Origin of the sequence: Streptomyces sp. NRRL S-37 (assembly GCF_000721605.1) — a bacterium.
Classification (GTDB): domain Bacteria; phylum Actinomycetota; class Actinomycetes; order Streptomycetales; family Streptomycetaceae; genus Streptomyces.
The window spans coordinates 189,322-209,127 of sequence record NZ_JOIZ01000010.1 but is presented as its reverse complement, the minus strand read 5'-3'; the positions used below and the strand labels follow the sequence as shown (position 1 = coordinate 209,127).

The window sequence follows — 19,806 nt, the reverse complement described above, 5'->3', positions numbered from 1 at the left end:
ACGCGTGGGGGTGCGGGGGCCGTGCGGGACCGGAGCGTGGGGGGCCGGACCGGCGGCGACCGAGGGGCGCGGGCCGGGTCAGGCCACCTGGGCTGCCCGGCGCCTGATCTCCTCCTCCACGGTCCCGGCCCGCACCGGCTCACTGACCTCGTGCAGGTAGGAGGCGACCTCCCGGTAGGACGCCCAGAAGCCGACCTCGTGGTACGGCACCCCGCGCTCGGCGCAGTAGGCGCGGGTCAGTTCCCGGGCGCGCGCCAGGTGCTTCTGCGGCATGGCCGGGAACAGATGGTGCTCGACCTGGTAGTTGAGGCCGCCGTAGAGGAAGTCGACCACCGGGTTCGGGCGGATGTTGCGGGAGGTGAGGACCTGGCGCTCCAGCCAGTCCAGGGTCTCCTCCTCGCCGTCGCGGACGTCCATGCCCTTGTGGTTCGGGGCGAAGATCATGCCGAAGTAGACGCCCAGGGCGGCGTGCTGCACGAGGATGAACGCGACGGCGAGGACCGGCGAGAGCACCGTGAAGACCAGGGCGCAGTAGACCGCGGCGCGCAGCACGATCAGGAACGACTCCAGCACGGGCCGCTTGGTCTTGCCCTGCGCGATGGACACCACGGCCGTCCGGAGCATCTTGAAGCCCTCCAGGACGAGCAGCACGAAGAACAGCACGCTCTGGTGGCGCACGACGAACTTCTGCGTGCCCCGCCGGCTGGGGTACTGCTTGACGTCGAAGATGACGGTGCGCCGGCCGATGTCCGGGTCCTTGTCCAGGTGGTTGGGGTTGCTGTGGTGCCGGTTGTGGTGGTTGACCCACCAGCCGTAGCTGACCCCGTTGACGAGGTTGGCGTGGATGTAGCCGACGGCGGAGGCAGCCTTCTTGCTGCGGAACATGGCCTTGTGTCCGGCGTCGTGCCACATGAACGCCGACTGGCCGCCGCACAGCCCCATCCACAGGGCCGTCAGCAGCTGCCACCAGGAGTCGCCCAGGGCGAAGAACGCGGCGAATCCGATCAGCAGCAGGGTGGTGTTGATCGCGAGACGGCCCACGTAGTAGCGCGGGTCGAGGTCGAGGAGACCTTCCGCCTTGACGCGTTTGAGGAGCTCGGCGAACGTCGCCGAGGCGCCGGTGCGCGGGCCGGCCGCGGAGGCGGCTGCTGCCCCGGCTTCTTGTGTGTGCGGACGCTGCATGCGTTGCTCTCCTTGGGAGAAGTGCCCGGTTCGGGCGGCGGCGCCGCTGCCCCGCGGACCTGCGGGCGCCGCGAGTCGACAGTGCTCCCGCGGGCGGTCGGGAACGCGCGGGCGTGCCCGCCCGGCGGTCCGGGAACGCCGGAGCACAGTGCGGTACTCCGCCGGGGGACCACCGGACGAACACGTGTCCAGCGTGCTGCGCCGCGCTGATGTGCCACTGATGCCGGTCTGATCGGCGACGGCCGTCAGGCGGCGGGCTCGGCGCGCAGCCGTTCGTCGAGCGCCAGGACGGCGGCGTCCGCGTCGCGCGCCACGTCCTCGTCGTCGGGCGCGCCGATGACGGCCATCAGCCGCTCGACCACGGTGTGCTGGAGGACTTCGGTGCTGGTGTCGGGTCCGTTGTCGCTCATCGCTGGTTCTCCTGTTCCGGAAGACGGGTGGTGCGTGAGGGCGGTGCGGGGAGGTGACCCGCGGCGCGCCGCGGCGCCGTGCCCCGTTGCGGGCACGGTCGGTCCGGAGTGCTCCACTGCGGGCGTGACAGGTGCCGAATCGTCAGAACGCCTTGCAGGCACGGAAGACGTGGGCGAAGGACGCCAGCGAGGCCTGCGGGCCGTCGAAGGCGACGTACTCCGGGATGACCACGTCCGGAGCCCACTTCTGCTTGTACGACAGCTGGGTCTGCGCCGGGTACAGCGCGGCCCCCTCGGCCCACAGGGCGTGCATCAGCCACTGGAACGCCGGGCTGTGGCCGTCGATCTCGTGGCCGGCGTCGAGGCCGGTGAACGGAGTGAAGCCGAAGTGCAGCCACTCGACGCCCTCCGAACGGAACACCTCGACGGCGGTCGCGTTGATGGCCTCCATCAGTCCCGGGGAGCCGTCCGGGACGCGTCGGCTCAGGTCGTGCATCCAGCCGGCCCGGCCGCCGTACACCGGCGAGTAGGAGATGTACGCCACGGGGCTGCCGTCGATGGTGCCGGTGAACAGCCGGCGGTGCGCCTGGGCCGGCCCGCCGATCTGGCCGACCAGGAACTCCAGTTGCTGGGCGCCGCCCTTGGAGCCGAGCCAGGCCCGGTCGATGGCGGCGATCGCGTCCTGCCAGTCGTCGGCGGGGACCTCCTGGACGACCAGGCCGTTGCGGCGGGCCCGGGAGATCTTGTTGCGCAGCTGCATGAAGCGGGTGCCGCGCAGTGTGAAGTCCGGCAGGCCGACGGCCCAGGAGGCGCCGACCTGGTTGACGGTGAAGCCGCGGCGGGCGTAGTGCTCGGCGTCGGCGCGCTGGAGCTGGATGCCGACCAGGGTGCGGCCCTCGTCGCGGACGTGCCGGCGGAAGGCCTCCAGGAGCGGGTCGTAGTCGTCGGGGGCGGCGAAGGGGCCGCCGAACTGGACGGCGAACCGGCCCGTGCGGCGGTACACGACGACGCCGTCGGCACCGGGCAGTGTGAAGACGTCGTTTCCGCTATTGAGGGCCAGGAACGCGCTGGGGTTCTCGCTTGACGTATGGGTGCGTATCGCCTCGAGAACCGGGTTTTCCATGGCGGTCACGGTCATTGTTTTCCCCTTTCGGGTGCGTTTTCCGTCGTCCCGAGTAGAGCATCGAGGGCAGGTGCGGGAAAAGACCGGACGGGAATTCTCCGATCGAGTCAGAAAGACGTCAGCGCTTTGTCAGACCTCCCTGCCAATGTTGTTCTCGTGAACGGCACGGGAGACCGGAAGCCGGGATCGAGGGTTCGAATCCTGCCCTCTCCGCGAAAACGGCCACGCACCAACGGCCACACAAGGAGAGGTGCCCGGAGCGGCTCAACGGGGACCGGAGAGCAATCTCACGGTCGGGCCCACAAAGCCCACGCAGGTTCGAATCCTGCCCTCTCCGCTCGTCGTATACGCCCCGGCACCCGGCTTTCGGCGCGGCCCCGCCCCACCGGCCGCGCGGCCCCGGTGCCGCACGCACCGCCGGCGACCCCCCGCGCCGGCGGACACACGCGCCCCGGCGCACCGCCCGGCACTGGGCGGTGCGCCGGGGCGCAGACACGTCCGCATCCACCACCCCTTCCGCTTGACCTCTGCTGTCCGGCAACCGCACAGGTCAGCGCCCCTCTCGGCACACCTCGGACTCGTTCAGGAAAAAAATACCTTCTCAAAGGAATGATTCTGTGTCAGGATGGAGTCGGGAGGAAACCCCGGGACGGAAACCGGCCCGAGAGACCGCCACGCGGCCTCGGCCACAGAGACGGACCGCCGTGACCGGCCCCCCGACCACTCTCTGCCGCACTGATCGCCAAGGGGGAAACATGCTGAGGTTCTCGATCCTCGGGGCACTGCAGATCCGCACCGCGTCGGGGCCGGCCGAGATCTCCGGCGATCTGCAACGGACCCTGGTCCAGACGCTGCTGGTCAGCGAGGGGCAGTCGGTCTCCGGTGAGGCGCTGGTCGAGGAGATGTGGGGCGAGGGCGCCCCGGACAACCAGGCCAACGCCCTGCAGGCCCACGTCAGCCGGCTGCGCCGCAAGCTGCGCGGCCTGGAGCCCGACCGCACCACCTCGCGCGTCACCATCCACCCCTCGGGCTACCGCCTGACGGTCAACGAGGGGGAGCTGGACGCCGCCGAGTTCGTCAGGACGGTCCGCCAGGCCGAGACCCTCGGCTCGGGCTCACCGGAGGAGGCGGCCCGGTTACTGAGGCAGGCCCTGGCCATGTGGCGGGGGCCGGTCTTCGGCGGCTTCACCGGCGGGACCCTGTGCCAGCTCGCCGGTGCCCGCTACGAGGAGTACCGCATGCGGGCCATGGAGCTCCGCTTCGACGCCGAGCTGCGGCTCGGCCGGCACGCCGCCGTCCTGGCCGAACTCGCCGAGACCCACACGAGCCACCCGCTCAGGGAACGCTTCTGCGAGCAGCTGATGATCGCCCTGTACTGCGCGGGCCGCCAGGCCGACGCCCTGGACGTGTTCCGCCGTATGCGCCGCCACCTCGCCGACGAACTCGGCATCGAGCCCTCCCCCGCGCTGCGGCAGGTCGAGAGCGCCATCCTGTCCCACGACCCGGCCCTGTCCGGTGACGTGCGCGCTCCCCTGCTCCAGCTCACCTGACGCCACCGGTCCCGACGCCGCGTAAGCGGCACGTCAGCCGCTGATCAGCACTGCCTGGAACGATCCGGATCGGAAGTGGAAACCGCCCCCCGACCTTTGGAGAACCACATGACCACGAGCCAGTCGCCGGCCCGCGCCGTGACGACCCAGGGGCGCGCGGAGGCCGCGCGTCCGTTACGTCTCTTCCTCGGCCTCGACGCCGTCGTGACCGGCGGCAACGGCCTCATCTACCTGTTCGCCGCCGGCCCGGTGGGGGACCTGCTCGGCCTCGACACCGGCTTCCTCCGCGGCATCGGCGTGTTCCTCACCGTCTACGGTGCACTGGTCGCCGTACTGGCCAGCCGTCCGGTGCCGTCCACCGCGGCCACCAAGGTGGTCATCGAGGCGAACCTGCTGTGGGCAGTCGCGAGCGTGGCCGCCGTGGTCTTCGGCTGGCTGGACCCGAACACCGTCGGCACAGTGTGGACCCCGCTCCAGGCGGCCGTCGTCGCGGCCTTCGCCGTGCTCCAGATGAACGGTCTGCGCCGGCTCGGCAACTGACATCCCGTCCCATCAGGGGGAGACATGAGGTCCCACGTCGCGGAGCTGGCCGGGATACGCCGCCAGGTGCTGGCCGGCCCGAGCGAGAAGGCGACGCGGGCGCAGCACGCCAAGGGCAAGCTGACCGCGCGCGAGCGCATCGGCCTGCTGTTGGACGAAGGCTCGTTCCGCGAGGTCGAGCAGCTGCGCCGGCACCGGGCGACAGGATTCGGCCTGGAGGCCAGGAAGCCGTACACGGACGGTGTGATCACCGGCTGGGGCACGGTGGAGGGCCGCACGGTGTTCGTCTACGCCCACGACTTCCGGATCTTCGGCGGTGCGCTGGGCGAGGCCCACGCCACCAAGATCCACAAGATCATGGACATGGCCATCGCGGCGGGCGCACCGCTGGTCTCCCTCAACGACGGCGCCGGCGCCCGCATCCAGGAGGGCGTCACCGCGCTCGCCGGCTACGGCGGCATCTTCCAGCGCAACACCCGGGCGTCCGGCGTCATCCCGCAGATCTCGGTGATGCTCGGCCCGTGCGCCGGAGGTGCCGCCTACTCCCCCGCACTCACCGACTTCGTGTTCATGGTCCGCGAGACGTCGCAGATGTTCATCACCGGACCGGACGTCGTCAAGGCGGTCACCGGTGAGGAGATCACCCAGAACGGCCTCGGCGGCGCGGACGTGCATGCCGAGACCAGCGGCGTCTGCCACTTCGCCTACGACGACGAGGAGACCTGCATCGCCGAGGTCCGCTACCTCCTGTCCCTGCTCCCGCAGAACAACCGGGAGAACCCGCCCGCGGTGCCGTGCGACGACCCGCACGACCGTCGCTGCGACATCCTCGCCGACCTGGTCCCGGCGGACGGCAACCGGCCCTACGACATGGCGGAGGTCATCGAGGAGATCGTCGACGACGGCGAGTACCTGGAGGTCCACGAGCGCTGGGCGCGCAACATCATCTGCGCGCTGGCCCGTCTCGGCGGGCAGGTGGTGGGCGTCGTCGCCAACCAGCCCCGGGTGCTCATCGGCGCCGACCTCACCTACGCCTGGCCGACGAACGAGATCGCCGTGATGGGCGCGGAGGGCGCGGCCAACGTCATCTTCCGGCGTCAGATCGCCGAAGCCGAGGACCCCGAGGCCATGCGGGCGCGCATGGTCAAGGAGTACAAGTCCGAGCTGATGCACCCGTACTACGCCGCCGAGCGCGGTCTGGTCGACGACGTCATCGACCCGGCCGAGACCCGCGAGGTCCTCATCCGCTCACTGGCGATGCTGCGCACCAAGCACGCCGACCACCCCGCCCGCAAGCACGGCAACCCCCCTCAGTGACGGCACGGCCGCCCCATAGTGACGGAGGTCCTATGCTCACTCCCCCGCCCCCCATCCGCATCGAGAAGGGCCAAGCCACGGACGAGGAACTGGCCGCCCTCACGGCCCTGCTGCTCAGTCGTGCCGCCCGGGCCGGCGTCGACGCGCAGGCGTCCACCCCCGGCACCACCTCCTGGCGCCCCCACCCCTTCCACGCCCCGCACAGCTGGCAGACGCCCTGAGCGGTGACGCGCCGAAGCGCCGGACCGGCCCCCTCCCCCCCGAGGGGGCTGGTCCGGCGCTTCGGCACACCCGGCTCCCGCCGGGACACGGGCGGCCCCCGTTCGCGCGGTCTCGTGCCGCGGACGGGTCAGGCCCTGGGGCTGACCACCGTGAGGGAGCTGTCGGCGCGCACCACGGCGTACTGGTCGGGGTAGTTGACCGACCGCAGCGACCTGGTGACGTGGGTGGGGACGGGCCGCGCTCTCGGCTCCAATAAGCGTGGGGTCGGCGTGGCAGCTCGCCCCGCCGCTGCTCAGGTGCAGCAGGACGCCCGCACCGGACTCCTCGCCCCGTGCCGATGGGTCCGGTCCACACGGCCCTCCGCCGAAGAGGTCCGGGAGGACGAGGCTTCCGCTTCGTGCGTCATCCGAGCGTCAAGAATCTCCGAACGAGGCCTTGAAGACGTCGCCGATACAAGCGCCTCCCTCATGAATGCGCAGGTCAGGGAGCTTTTGAGGGGCGCCCCGTCCACTCGAACCGCTGCACGGAGGGAAACAGGTCGAGCAATCCCACCCGGGCCACAAAACCGCAGGTCAGGCACTCTTGTCCGCAGGCTCCAAAATCACCACGCACTCCACGTGCGACGTCATCGGAAAGGTGTCCCGGCAGGATGGATCTCGCATAACACCAGGTCAGAAGCGGTTTTCTGCTCCGCCGAAGGGCTCTTCGTGCGCACGGAGCGTCAAACGGGCGTCACGCCCAAGGACCACGACCCGGTCGGTCATTGCTGGGGAATTTATGACCCCTGCCAGTACAGCCAGCCGCTTGGCCTCCACGGCCCGGTGGCCGGACCGCCCGATGAGCGAAGTGGTCAGTCGTCGGGCTTCTTCTTCGAGCGCCGAGGGGCGGCGGCCCGGGTGGGGCGAGCGCCGGCCTCGGTCTGCTGGGCGTACACGGCGTTCGTCACGAGCTCGCGCGCGTATGCGGCGTCCAGTCGGCCGGGGCGGAAGAGGATGCGGTACATGATCGGCGCCACGACACGGTCGATCAGCAGTTCCGTCTCGGGCACCGGCTCCCCCCGCTGCACCGCACGGGCCAACACGACGTCGATCTGTTCTGCGGCATACGCCGAACACTGACCGGCATTGGTTCCGTCGGGGTCGCCGAGCAGGGCGTCCCGGATGTAGGCGCGCCCGGGCGGCGAGGCCATCTCGTCGACGAACTGTTCCGCCCACGCGTCGAGATCGGCCCGCAGGCTTCCGAGATCGGCTGGATCCGTTTCCGGGCGCAGTCGTTCGACGGCCACGTCCGACAGGAGTTCCTGCAGGTCGCCCCAACGACGGTAGATCGTGGAGGGGGTCACGCCCGCCCGAGTGGCCACCATCGGGACGGTGAGCGCGTCGCGGCCCACCTCCCCCACGAGTTCACGTACCGCCGCATGGACGGACTCCTGTACGCGTGCGCTGCGCCCGCCGGGGCGGACCATGGGCCTGGGACTCATGCGATCCACCTTAATGCGATTTTGTTGCTTCTAGGCGGTGGCCGGCGTCGGCGGCCCGCGGGGCTACGTGTCCGGGCGGCCGAGCACGGCGGACGCCCCTGCGGCGACGCGACCGCATGCCGGCTGGAACGTCCGCCTTCCCTCAGGCAGCGAGGGGAGCAAGCCGCCCCGCGCCGGCCACCGACTCCTCGTAGACCCGGCCCACACGGAGCACCGTCGCGTCGTGGAAGGGGCGCGCCATCAACTGCATACCGATCGGCAGTCCGGCGCGGTCGTGACCAACCGGCAGGGTGAGGGCCGGGACGCCGGTGATGTTGGCCGGGGCACAGAGGCGGACGTAGCCGTCCGACACGGTCTCGGTCGTGCCATCGGCCCACTCGACGGCTTCCTGCCCCGCCTCGGTGGCGGTCATCGGCACCGTCGGCGCGGCGAGGACGTCGATTCCGTCGAACATGCGAGCCCAGGCGTCTCGCATCATGGTGCGGGCCCGCTGGGCGCGGAGGTAGTCGCCCGCAGAGGTGAGTGCGCCGGCCTCCAGCAGGATGCGAACGTCCGCCGCGTACAGGTCGGGGGTGGCCCGCAGCGACCGCTCGTGGTAGGCGGTGGCCTCGGGAACCATCAGCCCCCACTGGACGGCCTGGATATAACGCGCCATCGGGATCTCGACGTCGACGAGCTCCGCCCCCAGCTCCGCCAGCCGCTCGATCGCGCCGCGTACGGACTCCTCGACCTCGGGCGTGACCCGGTCGAAGTAGTGGTTCCGCGGTACGCCGACCTTCAGTCCTCGCAGGTCGCCTCCCGGGAAGCGGTCCGGCATCGGGCCGGACACGCTCGCCGGGTCGCGCGGGTCGTGGCCGGCGGTCGCCGACAGCACCAGCGCGGCGTCCTGGACGGTGCGGGTGAGAGGGCCCACGTGGTCCAGGGACCAGGACAGCGAGGTCACGCCTGTGCGTGGGACCAGGCCGTAGGTCGGCTTGAGGCCCACCACGCCGTTCAGGGCCGCGGGGACCCGGATGGAACCGCCCGTGTCCGTGCCCATGGCGAACGTCGCCCCGCCGGCGGCGACAGCCACCGCCGAGCCGCCGCTCGACCCGCCCGCGACCCGGCTGTGGTCCCAGGCGTTGTTCGTCTGCGGAGTGGTCAGGCCGTAGGCGAACTCGTGCGTGTGCGTCTTGCCCAGGAGGACGGCCCCGGCGGCGCCGAGCCGTTCGGCCACCCGGCTGTCGCGTTCCGCCACGTGCCCTGCCCGGACGTGCGAGCTCGCCGTGGTGGGCATCCCCTCCGCGTCGATCAGATCCTTGAGCGCCATGGGGATCCCGTGCAGCGGCCCGCGCGGTCCGCTTCCGGAGATCTCCCGCTCGGCGCGGACCGCTGCGGCCAGGGCCGCCTCGGCGGCGACGGTGACGTAGGCGCCCAGTCGTCCTTCGACGGCGGCAATACGGGCGAGCACCGATTCGGTGAGTTCGACGGGGGACAGCTCCCGTGCGCGCACCGCACGGGAGGCTTCGGTCAGCGACAGCTCAAACGGTTGCATCGGCGTTCCCCCGTCCGGCTCGGTAGGAGGACGCGGGAGGGGTCTCGCCGAAATCGAGCTCGCGCAACGTGCTGATCACGGAGTGGATGTAGTTGGCCGTCATGGCCACTCCTTCGTGTCGGCCGTCCCCGAGGGGGAGCCCCGCCCGCAGCGCCCCTCGGGCTGCCTCTTGGGGGGTGAGTTCGCTGGTCATGGCTTCCTTCCGGAGCTGTGCGGCGTGACGGGCCGGGGCAGGTGCAGGTGCAGGACCCCCGACCACCGCAAAAGCGAATCGTTTGCTTTAGTCGATCGTAGGATCTACGGTGCCTTAAAGCAAACCAATCGCTTTTAGCACGGGAAGGACTCTCATGCGGAGCGTCCCCTCGGGCCTCGCGCCTCCCCGCACCTCCCCCTCCGGACGTCTGCCGTTCGCACTGCACGCCTCGATCCTGATCGCGCTGCTCGCCGCATCCAGCGCGCCGACCCCGCTGTACCCCCACTACCAGGCTCAGTGGCAGTTGTCGTCCCTCGACATCACCGTGGTCTTCAGCGCCTACGCTCTGGCGCTCCTGATCGCACTGCTGACGACCGGAACCCTTTCCGACCATGTCGGACGCCGCCCCGTGCTCCTGGGCGCGCTCGCGGTCCAGGTCGCCTCCATGGCACTGTTCGCGACGGCCGACGGCCTGACCACCCTGATCGGCGCCCGCGTGCTGCAGGGCATCGCGACCGGCGCGGCGACCAGCGCGGCAGGTGCGGCTCTCCTCGACCTGGAGGATCCCGCCCGGCCGGGTCGCCCCGCTCTGGCCAACAGCATCGCGCCAATGACGGGCATGGCGGCCGGCGTCCTGGCAGCCACCCTCATGGTGCGCTTCGCCCCCGTTCCGACGATCACGGTGTACGCGGCCCTGATCGTCGTGTTCGCCGCGCAGGCCATCGCCCTCGTCCCGACGTCCGAGACCGTCCGCCGCCGTCCCGGAGCACTGCGCTCGACGCGGCCCCATCTGGCGCTGCCGTCGGCGGCCGCCCACGCTCTCCTGCTCAACGGCGCCGGCGTCGTCGCCGTCTGGGCGCTCGGCGGCTTCTACTCGTCCCTGGGACCGGGCTTCACACGGCTCGTCTCCCCCGGCGGACCCGAATACGCCGGCGGCATGGTCTTCTTCACGCTGACGGCCGTCGCCGCCCCGACGGTGTACTTCACGCGCAGGATGCGTGCCGACGTCTGCGCTCTTCTCGGGAGCTGCGCGGTGATTCCGGCGGCCGTCCTGACCCTGGGTGCCCTCCATCTCGCCGGCCCCGTACTTCTCTTCGCCGGGGCGGCGCTGGCCGGGTTCGGCTTCGGAGCCGTCTCCCAGGGTGCGCTGCGCGCGGTCGTCGACTCGGTCCCGGCACGGGAGAAGGGCGGCACGCTCGCCTCCTATCACGTACTCAGCTACCTGGCGATGAGTCTGCCCGCCATCGGCGCCGGCGCCCTCGCCGCCGGCTTCGGGCTGCGTGCGGCGGCACTGGTCCATGCCGGCTGCGTGGCCGTACTAGCGACCGTCGCAGTCACGACGCTGACCGCGTCGCTGCGCAGTCGGCGCCGGACCCCGTCCCCGGACGCCCACTCCCGCCCGGCGACGAGCAACCGCACATCCGCCTCACCCGACACACCCGCTCCGGACGTCTCCGTCCTCGCGACCCATGACAGGTAAGGAAGATCGCTGTGTTCACCTCATCGCAAACGACCAAGTCCACTACTCCCCCCGCCTCTTCCTGGACGGTGGGCGACCACACCGTACGACGCATCGATGAAGTGGTCCTGCCCGCCCGGACCGGTCCGTGGCTGCTGCCCGGGGCGACCACCGACCTCGTGCACCGGACCCCCTGGCTGAGCCCCGAATTCGCCGACGAACAAGGCGTCCTGCGCCTGGCGAGTCACAGCTTCGCCGTCGAGGTGGACGGCATGCGGGTGCTGGTGGACACCGGCATCGGAAACGGGAAGCGGCGCGCCAACCCCGCCTGGCACGACCTGAACAGCGACTACGAAGCACGGCTACGGGCGGCGGGCTTCGCGCCGGAGAGCGTTGACGTCGTGGTCCTGACCCACCTCCACGCCGACCACGTGGGGTGGAACACGCGTGCCGAGGGCGACGCCTGGGTGCCCACCTTCCCGAACGCGCGCTATCTCACCTCACGCACCGAGTGGGACTACTGGGCGGGGGTCGACATGGAGGAGGCGCGCCGGCAGATGTTCCGGGACTCGGTCCATCCCGTCCGGGAAGCAGGTCTGTTCGACCTCATCGATGTCGCCGACGAGGGCACGGACGTCGCGCCGGGCATCCGTCTGCTGCCCACCCCCGGCCACACACCGGGGCAGGTGGCGGTGGAACTGAGCAGCCGTGGCGAGACCGCATTGGTCACCGGCGACAGCATCCACCACCCGGTCCAGATGGCGCATCCGGAGCTCTGCAGCTGTGTGGACGTCGCTCCCGAACTCGCGGCCAGGACCCGGAACCAGGTGCTCGGCTCACTGGCCGGTACGTCAACCCTCCTGCTGGGGAGTCACTTCCCGCCGCCGACCGCCGGACACGTGCTACGCGAGGACGGCGGGTACCGACTGGTCCCGGCTCCCTCAGGGGCCACTCCCATCGGCGGCTGAAGCGGATCGGAGCACCCGGGACGTGCCGCGCCCCGAGTCGCACCGGGTCCGTGCGGGTGACGTCCCGGGCGTCCGCGACCGGACGGCCCGGGAGCGGCTGTGAGACTCCTCCGGCATGCGCCCGTCGTCACCGACGGGGCCGGACGGCGTTGTGACCGATCGCCGGCTTGCGCCCTTTGCGTAAGCCGGCTGTCGGCCGTCCCTCGTGGGCGACGGTCACGCCGACGCGTCGCGAACGAGGGCAACCCGCCGGCCCCACTCTCCCGTCGCCGGCCGAACAGCGCGGCCCCGCTTCAGTCTCACGAATCGAGCGTCAACAATGACGAACGCACGTCGCCGACATCATTCGTACGAACCCCGCCACACCCTGTAACCACAGGTCAGGCGAGTTTGAACAAGCAGTGGGTCTACCCGACCCGCTGTACTGAGGAAAACAGGTCGAGCGACCCACCTGGGCCGCGCAACCGCAGGTCAGACGTCCTTTGCGGCAGGTTCAAGAATCGCCACGCACTCCACGTGGTGCGTCATCGGAAAGGTGTCGGCCTGAGCGCGTCACAGAAAGACCAGGTCAGAGGCGCTTTCTCGGCTCGCCGCCCTGCGTGCGGGCGCCCAGAGCGTCAAACGAGCGTCACAGCTGTCGGCCCGTCCCGCTCACTCGGGGCGGCCGAGCTGCCACGACCAGATCCCCCTGCAGGCTCCGTCCCGCTCGCTCCAGCCACCGGCTCGCTCATCATGCCCCGCGCCACTTCTCCGGACGTCATAATGGGGTCATGGCCTTCAGCCCACAGCATCGTGCACCCACGCCGAGCGACCTCTCGGGTGCGGTCGCCGAGGACCTCGCGCTGTACCGGGAGAAGTTCCGCCGCCGCCTGCCGGAGTCGCTGGACGAGCTGCGCGGGCCGACCCACGGTGTCGTGGAGCTGCCGCTGCACATGGCCTGGTCCGGGATGACCTCATACGACCTGAGCAAGCCGCGCCAGCGTATGGGCCTGTACCGGACCGTCCTGCACGAGGGCCTGCACGGTGACCTGCCCCGCTACCTCAACCAGGACCTGCTCCTCCAGCTGTGGCCGGTGCTGCGCACCCTCGTCGGCCGCAGCGTGCGCGCCGTATGGGAAGACGCCTTCCCCCAGTTCGCCTCCCGCACCCGGGCAGCCGCGTGACGGACATGCCGGAGCTGCATACGCGGCTCCTGGCGGATGTGATCGCACTCGGTTCCCCGTATCCACTGGTACTCACCGGTGGATACGCCGTGCGGGCACACCGCCTCGTGAACCGCCCCAGCCAGGACCTCGATGTCGCCACCGAGAATCCGGCGCCCATGGCCGACATCGCCGCCACGCTCCGCACCGGCCTCGAAACCCGCGGCTGGAAGGTGCACGCGCTGGAGACTGCCCCGCTGTCCGCTCGCTTCACCGTGGCCGACCCGGCCACCGGGCAGGAACGCGAAGTCGACATCCTCAAGGAGATCTTCTGGCGGCCGGTCACCCAGAGCCCGTACGGGCCCGTCCTCGCGGAAGAGGACGTGATCGGGGCCAAGGTCCGCGCCCTCGCCGACCGCGGAGCGCCCCGCGACCTGATCGACGTGTTCGCCGCCTCCCGCCGCTGGACCAACGCCGAGCTCGAGGAGTTCGGCCGCCGCCACGCCCGCGGCCGCTTCGAGCACGAGGATCTGCAGGCGAACCTCACGGGCGCCGAGTGGACCGACGACGAAGCCTTCGCCGCCTATGGCCTCGACGAGTCCACCGTCACCGCTCTCCGCTCCTGGGCCGTGGAGTAGGCCGACGACCTCGCAGCCCGTCTCCTCGAAGAGGCCGACGATCTCGACATCGACTGATCGCGTCCGGATGAGATCACGCCTGCGATCGATCAGAGCAAGAACCAAGAACTGGTCCGGCCCGGGCGGCGTCCGGGGTGCTGCGCCTGTGGGTGGTCTGCCGTGTGCACGGACACCGGCCGTGGCACACCAGCGTGGACGTGCTCCCGACCAGGATGTTCTCGCCACCATCGGGAAGGCGGCCGGCTCGGACGGTGGCGGCTGCTTGGCAGCGCAGCATTACCCGGCCGGCCCATGGTCTAGCAGGCTTCGGCATTGCCGCCCTCGGGCCTGAAGAAGGCAACGACGGCCCTGCACAGCTGCGTAGCCAACTTGTAGGCGTCGCGGAGGTGACTGAGTGCTGCTTCGGCCTCCCTGTACGTCTTGGTCACCCCGCGCAGCGTTCTCGTCACCTTCTCACTGAACTGGGCCAGACGCTCGAGAAGCTCGATGCATGAGGACACGATGGAGGGGCGGGGTTCTGCAGCCACGCGAACAGTCTTGTCGCCCGTTGGGCATCTTGTCCGGGCATTGCGTAATGAGACGCCCCCCGGTGCCACAGTAGGCGCAGCGCACCCAGCACCTCTTTTCTCGAGGAACCGACTGTGGCCCAGAGCGCGAGCTTCCGGACCAGCATCGAGCAGGACACCCTCGCCGACCACCTTGTGAAGTATCTCAGCCTGGTCTCCCTTGCACTCCGGAACTTGGCCGGCCCGGCTGACCACGCCGCGAAGACGGTACGGAAAGCGGACGCGGCACGGCGAAGCTGAACCGGCACATCCAGGTAGCCCTGCCACGGCCAGCAGCGGCACCGGCCACCAGCTGGGCGTGCCATGGGAGCCCACTCATCCCTGCCCCCGCATACCTCGACACTCCCTATAGGACGACCACCTGGCACTCCGTCAGAAAGAGCGTCGAACGAGCGTCACGGCGGCATCGTTCCTACTGCGAGCTGCAACAGACAGCCCACAACGGATCCTCCCCCACCCCGGGTACGCGTTGGAGACCGCCCCACGAGCGGCGCCCGTGCCGCCTGAAGCAGGGTTGCTGTCGAGCGCCTCGACCAGCCGGACGCCTTCCCGAACGCCACTCACGCCTGGGCGACAGTGAGTGGGAGGGCCCCGATGGCTGCAAGGTCGCCTACCTGCTGGCCTGTCCATGCGGCGGATCGCTGATCTCAACCCCGGGTGAGGCGAAGACCGACGCCAAGGACGCCGCCGTGATCACCGACGCAGCCGGCACTGTGCCGCGCACTCTGCGCTCATCGAACTGACCGACGAGACCCTCGGCCGCGAGGTCCCGGTCGAAGCCCACCAGCACGGTCAGCTGGACAGTGCTGGCCCGACAACGGATCAACGTGCTCTTCGCGATGCTCCGCGACGGCACCTTCCATGAACCCCGAACTCCACGCCTCGCTCGACGAAAGGCAGAGAGGGACCTCCCGGCCCTGCCCAACGGGCCCCTCGCTCGCCTCACCTACGGCCGGGGCTCCTTGCCGACCGCCCCGACTGCGGTGTGCTGACCGTGACCAGGCGGACGACTCCGCCTGCCGGAGGTCCATCGGCCATGCGGCCGGGCCAGAGCCAGCATGGGCGGGAAAGCGGAGGAGGTGTTCGCATCGTCCGACTCATTGACACGGCTTGCTGCCCCGCCTCGAGCGAGCGGCTATGCGGACAGTCGACGGAGCCATTCCGCCAAGAGTTGCTCTTCGGCTTTACTCAGGGCGTTCTGGCTGGGCAGCGCGGCACGCAGGGCGCGGGCCGCGCCGGCCGCGCCCGGTTCCTGGATGGCCGGTTCGCGGGTGGTGACAGTGGTCATCATGGATTCGCGCACTGCGACGAGGAGTGCGGGTTCGCGCTGGGCTTCGGGCACCGACAGCCATGTCAGGATGGCGCCGCTGGCGGCGGCGTGGACGATCTGGACCGCCAGGCGCTCTTCGACGCGCAAGAGTCCTGCGGCGGCGATGCGGCGGATCCGGTCCATGAGGTGTTCGAGGCCGATCCTGATGACGGCGGTGGACCGGGTGGGCTCGCCGTACATCAGCAGGTACAGCGCGGGATTGGTCACCCCGAACTCGACCACGGCGTCCCAGCCGTCGCGCAGTTCCCTGATCGGGTCCCCCGAGGCGGATTCGAGCTGCTCCTTGGCTGCCAGGAAGCGGGTGAAACCGCGCTCCGCCACCGCGTCCAGCAGCCCTTCCTTGTCGCCGAACAGCCGGTAGAGGGCCGGTGGCTGCAGTCCGGCGGCGTCGGCTACCGCCCGGGTGGTGACCGCGTCGCGGCCGCCGCGCTCCAGCAGGTCCATCGCGGCGTCGACGACCCGGCGGCGCGTCTGTTCACGCGCCGTGGCGCCGGGCTCCGCGGCACGCCGCGCAAAGGTCGGTTCAACAGGCATGGCCCAACGATAGCGCCATCACACCGACAACAGAATCAACGTTATCGGATGCTTGATTTCGTCGATACTATCAATGATAACGTTTGAATAGTTCCAATGGAAACACAGGGGGGAACCGTCATGCTCGACCGTTTGCGCATAGTCGGAGTAGAAGAGACCGTCGTCGTGCCGGCTGTCTACGAGGCTTACGAGCGGGTGGGATCGCCCCAGATCCCGGCGCGTGGCTTCGGGGACAGTCCCGTTGCAAAGAATCTGCACGTGGTCGGTGAGCAGCGGCTGGCCCACATGGACGATCAGGGCATCGACGTCGCCGTGCTGTCCCTGTCGTCTCCGGGCGTGCAGGACCTGCCGAAGGCCGACGCCGTCGCGGTGGCCCGCGAGGCCAACGACCAACTCGCCGAGATCGTCGCTTCCCGGCCCGACCGTTTCCAGGCGTTCGCCGCGATCCCCACCCAGTCACCGGCCGCGGCCGCGGCGGAGCTGGAGCGCGTGGTGATCGAGCTGGGCTTCCCCGGCGCCATGCTCTACGGCCGCACCGGGGACAAGCTGGCCGACCACCGGGACAACGACGAGCTGTACGCGATGGCCGAGAGGCTGGGAGTGCCGCTGCACTTCCACCCGCAAACGCCGGTTCAGCCCGTCATCGACGCCTACTACTCCGGCCTTCCGGCCCCCATGGGCCCGGTGCTGGCCGGAGCCGGCCTCGGCTGGTACTACGACCTCGGCGTCCAGTACCTCCGCATGATCTTCTCGGGGGTCTTCGACCGGTTCCCCGACCTGCAGGTGATCGCCGGGCACTGGGGCGAGGTCGTGATGTTCTACCTCGACCACACCGGCTTCTTCGGCGAGGCAGGCCGTCTGCGCCAACCGCTCGCCGACTACTTCAAGCAGAACTTCTGGGTCGCGGGCAGCGGCACCAACAGCCCCCGCTACCTGCGCTGGACCGCCGAAGTGATGGGCACCGACCGGATGCTGTACTCCACCGACTATCCCTTCACCTACGGCTTCCGTCCCGGCGGCTTCCCCTACGTCGACACCAGCAACGGCGAAGCCCGCTCCTTCCTGGAGAACTCGCCCTTCACCGACGAGCAGAAGGCCGACATCGGCCACCGCAACTGGGAACGCCTCACCGCCCGCGCCAAGCGCCCGTCCGCCTGAAGCGCTACCCACATGGGCCGACCGGAATGCCACCGCACCCTCCGGCGGGCCCGCCGTCAGTCCCCGGTACCTGCCGAAGCGCACGTGTCACAGCACCCTTCCTCACCTCCAGCCGGGTTCGGCGCAGGGCGCCGGCGCCCGGGTGGAGGCGGTGAAGGTGTAGCGGCCGAGCAGGTTCAGGTTGCGGTGCTTGAGCGGGGAGAGCCAAGCAATGTCCTCGTCGCAGATCTTGTGGTCCTCGGTGCAGAGCTGGGGACGGATGATCGCCCTCGAGTGGGACCTGAACCGCCGGTCGGCGGCGGTCCGGCGGCTGATGCGCCGGTATGGCCGGGCCTGGCAGTCGCCCGCCCGCCGGGACCTGGAACGCGATGAGCACGTTGTGTCACATCGCGACCGGGCAGCACCGCTGACGGGTGGGGGTCAGTTGTCGAGCGGTACGACTTCACCGTCGGTCACGAGGTGAGGTGTGATGCCCCGCTCATGGGCGGCGCGGCCGAACCGCTCGGCTATGTGGGGCTGTTCGGCGTACGCGGGAGGGTTGTCGAACAGTTCGTAGTGGATCGCGCAGGCTGCTGTGGCGCCGAGAGCCGCCGCGGCTTCCACGGCCTGTTCGGGCGTCAGTGTGACGGGCACGTTGGCCTCGTAGCCTTCGAACCTGGCGATCACGCCGTTGACGGGCAGGAACGCCACGTCGAACGGGCCGTGGTCGCGGGCGATCTGCCACCAGTTGCCGTGCCACATGGTGTCCCCGCAGTGGATGATCCGTCTCCCGGCCCCCTCCACGACCCACGCGACCTGGTCGCAGTCGCTGCCACGCCAGTCCAGCGACGCGACGGGGGTGACGGTCAGCCCGCCGATACGACGCGGTTCCCCCAGTTCCTGCGCCTCGGCCGTGATGCCGTCCTCCGCCAGCACCGAGGCGGTGGGAGAGTGGCAGCCGATGGTCCCCGAGACGGCCAGGCGCGCGATCAGCTCGCGGTCGTAGTGGTCGGGGTGCACGTGTGTGATGAGGGCGTGCGTTCCCGCCGGGGCGTCGACGGGCGGCAGCGGCCGCCGGGGCGGACCCATGACGGGCGCGAGCGGAGCGGTGTTCTCGAGCGGGTCGATCAGCAGGAGTGTGTCGCCCAGTCCGATCTCGATGCCCGCCCACCCGAGTCGGCGCAGGCGCAGAGTGTCAGTGACGGTGTTCGTGGTCATGGTGAACCTCCTCGTGCGGCTGGTCGCCGCTCGTGCGGACAGGGGGTCCTGCCGTGCCGGCAGGAGTCACGGTGATGAGTACGGTCAAAGCCGAGAGCCCGAGAACGGCCATGACGGTGGCCATGGGTACGGCGCTGTGCGCGGTGGTGAGCCCTACGAGAGGCGCGGCGAGTCCGCCGAACAGGAACTGGCCGCAGCCGAGCAGTGCCGCTGCGGCGCCGGCGTTCGGTTCACGGTGCCGTAGGACCAGCGCGGGAGCGTTCGGCAGGACCAGTCCTACGTGGGCGATGGCGACGAAGAGGGCCGCCAGGATCGGCCACAGTCCCAGACCCGCGACCGTGAAGACCAGCAGGACGACACTCGCGACCGCCGTGCCCGTCACGCCGGCACGCAACAGCAACCCGGCGCCGAAGCGCCCGACGAGCGCTCCCCCGGCCGCCGCCGCGGCGACGAGCCCGAGCGCGTTCACCGCGAACACCAGGCTGTACTGCTGAGGGCTGAGTCCGTACAGGCTCTGCAGGACGAACGGGGAGCCCGAGATGTAGGCGAACGTCAAGGCGTTGGCGAGGACGGGGCCGACCAGAGCACGGTCCCGCAACAGGCCTCCGTACACCGAACCCGTCCTGCGCCACTCCCACGGTGGGCGCAGGCGCGGCGGACGGCTCTCCGGCAGCGCTCCCGCACAGGCGACGAGGACCAGAGCGCCGAACGCCGCGACGGTCACGAAGACCGCCCGCCAACTCCACGCGTCGAGGATCCGCGCTCCCATCAGCGGAGCGAGCACCGGTGCCAGGCCGGTGACAAGGGTCAGCAGGGAGAAGTAGCGTGCCGCCGCCCTCCCCTCGTGCAGGTCGCTGACGTACGCGTAGGCGATCACCAGGGCGAAGGCGCCGCCGAGTCCCTGCACCCCGCGCATTACGATGATGAGCCAGACGTTCGGAGCTAGCGCACACAGCGCTCCCGCCGCCGTGCAGAGGGTGAGCCCGAACAGCAGTGGTCCGCGCCGGCCCAGCGCGTCACTGAGCGGGCCGGCCAGGAGCTGCCCGATCGCCAGACCCGCCAGACATGCCGTGACGGTGAGCTGGACCGCCCACGCCGGGCTGTGCAGGCTGTCGGCGATCCGGGGCAGACCGGGTATGTAGGCGTCTATGGACAACGGCCCAAGAGCGGTGAGGGCGGCCAGGAGCACCAGTACGCAGATCCTGCGGACAGCCCCTCCTGGGCTGCCGGCCCGGGTGGCCACCGCGTTCTCCATGGCCACCG

At 70.2% G+C, this 19,806-nt stretch carries 20 protein-coding genes and 2 pseudogenes; 11 read left to right on the top strand and 11 right to left on the bottom strand.

Annotation, left to right across the window (positions count from 1 at the left end; translation table 11 throughout):
- Positions 1–78: 78 nt before the first annotated feature.
- The 3 genes from IH50_RS0117175 to IH50_RS0117165 all read right to left on the bottom strand — a co-directional run bounded on the left by IH50_RS0117175 (position 79) and on the right by IH50_RS0117165 (position 2,730).
- Positions 79–1,182 carry a fatty acid desaturase family protein gene (locus IH50_RS0117175; protein ID WP_030862313.1) on the bottom strand — a complete coding sequence of 368 codons (1,104 nt, stop codon included), beginning with the start codon at positions 1,180–1,182 and terminating at the stop codon, positions 79–81.
- Positions 1,183–1,427: 245 nt separating this feature from the next.
- Positions 1,428–1,592, bottom strand: a complete 165-nt coding sequence (locus tag IH50_RS42045; RefSeq protein WP_199822097.1) for a hypothetical protein — start codon at positions 1,590–1,592, stop codon at positions 1,428–1,430.
- Positions 1,593–1,734: 142 nt separating this feature from the next.
- A complete protein-coding gene (locus IH50_RS0117165; protein WP_030862309.1) occupies positions 1,735–2,730 on the bottom strand; it encodes a DUF2156 domain-containing protein in 996 nt (331 codons plus the stop codon).
- 229 nt (positions 2,731–2,959) lie between these two features.
- Here IH50_RS0117165 and IH50_RS41670 point away from each other — a divergent pair.
- The 5 genes and pseudogenes from IH50_RS41670 to IH50_RS0117145 all read left to right on the top strand — a co-directional run bounded on the left by IH50_RS41670 (position 2,960) and on the right by IH50_RS0117145 (position 6,343).
- Positions 2,960–3,052 (top strand): annotated as a pseudogene (locus tag IH50_RS41670).
- Between the two features lie 418 nt (positions 3,053–3,470).
- Complete coding sequence (locus tag IH50_RS0117160; RefSeq protein ID WP_030862306.1) at positions 3,471–4,265, top strand: AfsR/SARP family transcriptional regulator; 795 nt, start codon at positions 3,471–3,473, stop codon at positions 4,263–4,265.
- 108 nt (positions 4,266–4,373) lie between these two features.
- The gene (locus IH50_RS0117155) at positions 4,374–4,805 is read left to right on the top strand and encodes a hypothetical protein (RefSeq protein ID WP_030862303.1); all 432 of its coding nucleotides are present in this window, start codon (positions 4,374–4,376) and stop codon (positions 4,803–4,805) included.
- A 24-nt stretch (positions 4,806–4,829) separates the two neighbouring features.
- Positions 4,830–6,122 carry an acyl-CoA carboxylase subunit beta gene (locus tag IH50_RS0117150; RefSeq protein WP_030862300.1) on the top strand — a complete coding sequence of 431 codons (1,293 nt, stop codon included), beginning with the start codon at positions 4,830–4,832 and terminating at the stop codon, positions 6,120–6,122.
- A 32-nt stretch (positions 6,123–6,154) separates the two neighbouring features.
- Positions 6,155–6,343: an acyl-CoA carboxylase epsilon subunit gene (locus tag IH50_RS0117145; RefSeq protein ID WP_030862297.1), complete on the top strand. Its 189-nt coding sequence runs from the start codon at positions 6,155–6,157 to the stop codon at positions 6,341–6,343.
- A gap of 128 nt (positions 6,344–6,471) precedes the next feature.
- Here IH50_RS0117145 and IH50_RS43175 read toward each other — a convergent pair whose 3' ends face one another.
- From IH50_RS43175 to IH50_RS0117130, 4 genes are all read right to left on the bottom strand, one after another.
- Positions 6,472–6,597 carry a hypothetical protein gene (locus tag IH50_RS43175; protein ID WP_267883274.1) on the bottom strand — a complete coding sequence of 42 codons (126 nt, stop codon included), beginning with the start codon at positions 6,595–6,597 and terminating at the stop codon, positions 6,472–6,474.
- 597 nt (positions 6,598–7,194) lie between these two features.
- Positions 7,195–7,809, bottom strand: coding sequence for a TetR/AcrR family transcriptional regulator (locus tag IH50_RS0117140; protein WP_234328182.1), 615 nt, complete (start codon positions 7,807–7,809; stop codon positions 7,195–7,197).
- A 157-nt stretch (positions 7,810–7,966) separates the two neighbouring features.
- A complete protein-coding gene (locus tag IH50_RS0117135) occupies positions 7,967–9,358 on the bottom strand; it encodes an Asp-tRNA(Asn)/Glu-tRNA(Gln) amidotransferase GatCAB subunit A (RefSeq protein ID WP_030862292.1) in 1,392 nt (463 codons plus the stop codon).
- Positions 9,345–9,551: a hypothetical protein gene (locus IH50_RS0117130; protein WP_030862290.1), complete on the bottom strand. Its 207-nt coding sequence runs from the start codon at positions 9,549–9,551 to the stop codon at positions 9,345–9,347. Before IH50_RS0117130 ends, IH50_RS0117135 begins: the two co-directional genes overlap by 14 nt.
- A 154-nt stretch (positions 9,552–9,705) precedes the next feature.
- Here IH50_RS0117130 and IH50_RS0117125 point away from each other — a divergent pair, with 154 nt between their 5' ends.
- The 4 genes from IH50_RS0117125 to IH50_RS37765 all read left to right on the top strand — a co-directional run bounded on the left by IH50_RS0117125 (position 9,706) and on the right by IH50_RS37765 (position 13,758).
- Complete coding sequence (locus tag IH50_RS0117125) at positions 9,706–11,031, top strand: MFS transporter (RefSeq protein WP_030862287.1); 1,326 nt, start codon at positions 9,706–9,708, stop codon at positions 11,029–11,031.
- 68 nt (positions 11,032–11,099) lie between these two features.
- Complete coding sequence (locus IH50_RS0117120; RefSeq protein WP_051767344.1) at positions 11,100–11,978, top strand: MBL fold metallo-hydrolase; 879 nt, start codon at positions 11,100–11,102, stop codon at positions 11,976–11,978.
- Between the two features lie 770 nt (positions 11,979–12,748).
- Complete coding sequence (locus IH50_RS0117115; protein WP_030862281.1) at positions 12,749–13,141, top strand: hypothetical protein; 393 nt, start codon at positions 12,749–12,751, stop codon at positions 13,139–13,141.
- 5 nt (positions 13,142–13,146) lie between these two features.
- Positions 13,147–13,758, top strand: a complete 612-nt coding sequence (locus IH50_RS37765; RefSeq protein WP_199822096.1) for a nucleotidyl transferase AbiEii/AbiGii toxin family protein — start codon at positions 13,147–13,149, stop codon at positions 13,756–13,758.
- A 296-nt stretch (positions 13,759–14,054) separates the two neighbouring features.
- Here IH50_RS37765 and IH50_RS0117105 read toward each other — a convergent pair whose 3' ends face one another.
- Positions 14,055–14,285, bottom strand: coding sequence for a hypothetical protein (locus IH50_RS0117105; protein WP_030862278.1), 231 nt, complete (start codon positions 14,283–14,285; stop codon positions 14,055–14,057).
- Between the two features lie 635 nt (positions 14,286–14,920).
- Between IH50_RS0117105 and IH50_RS43320 the strand changes: the two are divergent.
- Positions 14,921–15,058: pseudogene (locus IH50_RS43320) on the top strand (IS110 family transposase); the annotation flags it as partial.
- Positions 15,059–15,459: 401 nt separating this feature from the next.
- Here IH50_RS43320 and IH50_RS0117090 read toward each other — a convergent pair.
- On the bottom strand, positions 15,460–16,188 hold the full coding sequence (locus IH50_RS0117090) for a TetR/AcrR family transcriptional regulator (RefSeq protein ID WP_030862271.1): 729 nt from the start codon (positions 16,186–16,188) through the stop codon (positions 15,460–15,462).
- Positions 16,189–16,308: 120 nt separating this feature from the next.
- Between IH50_RS0117090 and IH50_RS0117085 the strand changes: the two genes are divergently transcribed.
- Entirely contained in the window at positions 16,309–17,346 is a 1,038-nt protein-coding gene (locus IH50_RS0117085; protein ID WP_030862269.1) for an amidohydrolase family protein, read from the top strand.
- 420 nt (positions 17,347–17,766) lie between these two features.
- Here the strand turns inward: IH50_RS0117085 and IH50_RS0117080 are convergent, their stop codons facing one another.
- Positions 17,767–18,543, bottom strand: coding sequence for an MBL fold metallo-hydrolase (locus IH50_RS0117080; protein ID WP_030862265.1), 777 nt, complete (start codon positions 18,541–18,543; stop codon positions 17,767–17,769).
- Positions 18,521–19,798 carry a multidrug effflux MFS transporter gene (locus IH50_RS0117075; RefSeq protein WP_107062078.1) on the bottom strand — a complete coding sequence of 426 codons (1,278 nt, stop codon included), beginning with the start codon at positions 19,796–19,798 and terminating at the stop codon, positions 18,521–18,523. Before IH50_RS0117075 ends, IH50_RS0117080 begins: the two co-directional genes overlap by 23 nt.
- Between the last annotated feature and the right edge of the window lie 8 nt (positions 19,799–19,806).

What these genes read in the sequence shown, in the direction of transcription:
- IH50_RS0117090 (WP_030862271.1), bottom strand. Translation starts at nt 16,188, where the DNA reads ATGCCTGTTGAACCGACCTTTGCGCGGCGTGCCGCGGAGCCCGGCGCC.
- IH50_RS42045 (WP_199822097.1), bottom strand. Translation starts at nt 1,592, where the DNA reads ATGAGCGACAACGGACCCGACACCAGCACCGAAGTCCTCCAGCACACC.
- IH50_RS0117165 (WP_030862309.1), bottom strand. Translation starts at nt 2,730, where the DNA reads ATGACCGTGACCGCCATGGAAAACCCGGTTCTCGAGGCGATACGCACC.
- IH50_RS0117075 (WP_107062078.1), bottom strand. Translation starts at nt 19,798, where the DNA reads ATGGAGAACGCGGTGGCCACCCGGGCCGGCAGCCCAGGAGGGGCTGTC.
- IH50_RS0117140 (WP_234328182.1), bottom strand. Translation starts at nt 7,809, where the DNA reads ATGGTCCGCCCCGGCGGGCGCAGCGCACGCGTACAGGAGTCCGTCCAT.
- IH50_RS0117125 (WP_030862287.1), top strand. Translation starts at nt 9,706, where the DNA reads ATGCGGAGCGTCCCCTCGGGCCTCGCGCCTCCCCGCACCTCCCCCTCC.
- IH50_RS0117130 (WP_030862290.1), bottom strand. Translation starts at nt 9,551, where the DNA reads ATGACCAGCGAACTCACCCCCCAAGAGGCAGCCCGAGGGGCGCTGCGG.
- IH50_RS0117135 (WP_030862292.1), bottom strand. Translation starts at nt 9,358, where the DNA reads ATGCAACCGTTTGAGCTGTCGCTGACCGAAGCCTCCCGTGCGGTGCGC.
- IH50_RS37765 (WP_199822096.1), top strand. Translation starts at nt 13,147, where the DNA reads ATGCCGGAGCTGCATACGCGGCTCCTGGCGGATGTGATCGCACTCGGT.
- IH50_RS0117160 (WP_030862306.1), top strand. Translation starts at nt 3,471, where the DNA reads ATGCTGAGGTTCTCGATCCTCGGGGCACTGCAGATCCGCACCGCGTCG.
- IH50_RS0117145 (WP_030862297.1), top strand. Translation starts at nt 6,155, where the DNA reads ATGCTCACTCCCCCGCCCCCCATCCGCATCGAGAAGGGCCAAGCCACG.
- IH50_RS0117115 (WP_030862281.1), top strand. Translation starts at nt 12,749, where the DNA reads ATGGCCTTCAGCCCACAGCATCGTGCACCCACGCCGAGCGACCTCTCG.
- IH50_RS0117175 (WP_030862313.1), bottom strand. Translation starts at nt 1,182, where the DNA reads ATGCAGCGTCCGCACACACAAGAAGCCGGGGCAGCAGCCGCCTCCGCG.
- IH50_RS0117085 (WP_030862269.1), top strand. Translation starts at nt 16,309, where the DNA reads ATGCTCGACCGTTTGCGCATAGTCGGAGTAGAAGAGACCGTCGTCGTG.
- IH50_RS0117080 (WP_030862265.1), bottom strand. Translation starts at nt 18,543, where the DNA reads ATGACCACGAACACCGTCACTGACACTCTGCGCCTGCGCCGACTCGGG.
- IH50_RS0117155 (WP_030862303.1), top strand. Translation starts at nt 4,374, where the DNA reads ATGACCACGAGCCAGTCGCCGGCCCGCGCCGTGACGACCCAGGGGCGC.
- IH50_RS0117150 (WP_030862300.1), top strand. Translation starts at nt 4,830, where the DNA reads ATGAGGTCCCACGTCGCGGAGCTGGCCGGGATACGCCGCCAGGTGCTG.